Source organism: Shimia abyssi, from assembly GCF_003014475.1.
Taxonomy (GTDB): domain Bacteria; phylum Pseudomonadota; class Alphaproteobacteria; order Rhodobacterales; family Rhodobacteraceae; genus Shimia; species Shimia abyssi.
This window is the reverse complement of record NZ_PYGJ01000046.1, coordinates 1-1,256: the sequence shown is the minus strand read 5'-3', so window position 1 is coordinate 1,256 and position 1,256 is coordinate 1. Positions and strand designations below refer to the sequence as shown.

The 1,256-nt window shown below is 59.2% G+C and carries 1 protein-coding gene; it reads left to right on the top strand.

The window, feature by feature from the left end:
- Positions 1 to 1,256: phosphopyruvate hydratase (gene eno, locus CLV88_RS22800; RefSeq protein WP_106610704.1), on the top strand; the 1,256-nt coding region annotated here is incomplete at its 3' end.

The window sequence follows — 1,256 nt, the reverse complement described above, 5'->3', positions numbered from 1 at the left end:
ATGAGCACAATCATCGACATTCACGCGCGTGAGATTTTGGACAGCCGGGGGAACCCGACGGTTGAGGTGGACGTGATCCTCGAAGATGGCACGTTGGGCCGGGCGGCGGTGCCGTCTGGGGCCTCGACCGGGGCGCATGAAGCAGTGGAAAAGCGCGATGGCGACAAGGGCCGTTATCTGGGCAAAGGTGTGCTCGAGGCGGTGGCCGCCGTCAACGGCGAGATCGCCGAGGCGCTGGTGGGCATGGATGTGACCGAGCAGGTTGCCATCGACACCACCATGATCGAACTGGACGGCACCCCGAACAAGGGCCGTTTGGGCGCAAATGCCATTCTCGGCGTCAGCCTGGCCGCTGCCAAGGCCGCCGCTGATTTCACCGCACAGCCCCTGTTCCGCTATGTCGGCGGCACCTCGGCGCGCGTGTTGCCGGTGCCGATGATGAACATCATCAACGGTGGCGAACATGCCGACAACCCGATCGACATTCAGGAATTCATGATCATGCCGGTTTCTGCCAGCAATATTCGTGAAGCCATCCGCATGGGCGCCGAAGTGTTCCACACGCTGAAGAAAGAGCTCTCCTCAGCGGGGTATAACACCGGAATCGGCGACGAGGGCGGCTTTGCCCCCGCACTGGAAAGCACACGGGTCGCGCTTGATTTCATCAAAACGGCTGTTGAAAAGGCCGGTTATGCTTTGGGATCAGATATTTACCTCGCTCTGGATTGTGCCTCGTCAGAATATTACGAGAACGGTAAATACGAGATGAAGGGCGAAGGAAAATCGCTCTCTTCCGCGGAGAATGCGCAATATCTGGCGGATTTGTGCGCCGATTACCCGATTATTTCGATCGAAGACGGCATGGACGAGGATGATTGGGAGGGCTGGAAGATGCTCACCGATCTGATCGGCGACAAGGTACAGCTGGTCGGGGACGACCTGTTTGTGACCAATCCGACGCGTCTGGCGGACGGGATTGCGCAGGGTGTTGCGAACTCGATGTTGGTCAAAGTGAACCAGATCGGGTCGCTGACCGAGACGCTCAAGGCGGTCGATATGGCCCACCGCGCGCGTTATACCAACGTGATGTCGCACCGCTCGGGCGAGACCGAGGATGCTACCATTGCGGACCTCGCCGTGGCGACAAACTGTGGCCAGATCAAAACCGGCTCACTGTCGCGCTCGGACCGGTTGGCCAAGTATAACCAACTGATCCGCATCGAAGAAACACTGGGCGAAACCGCGGAATATGCGGG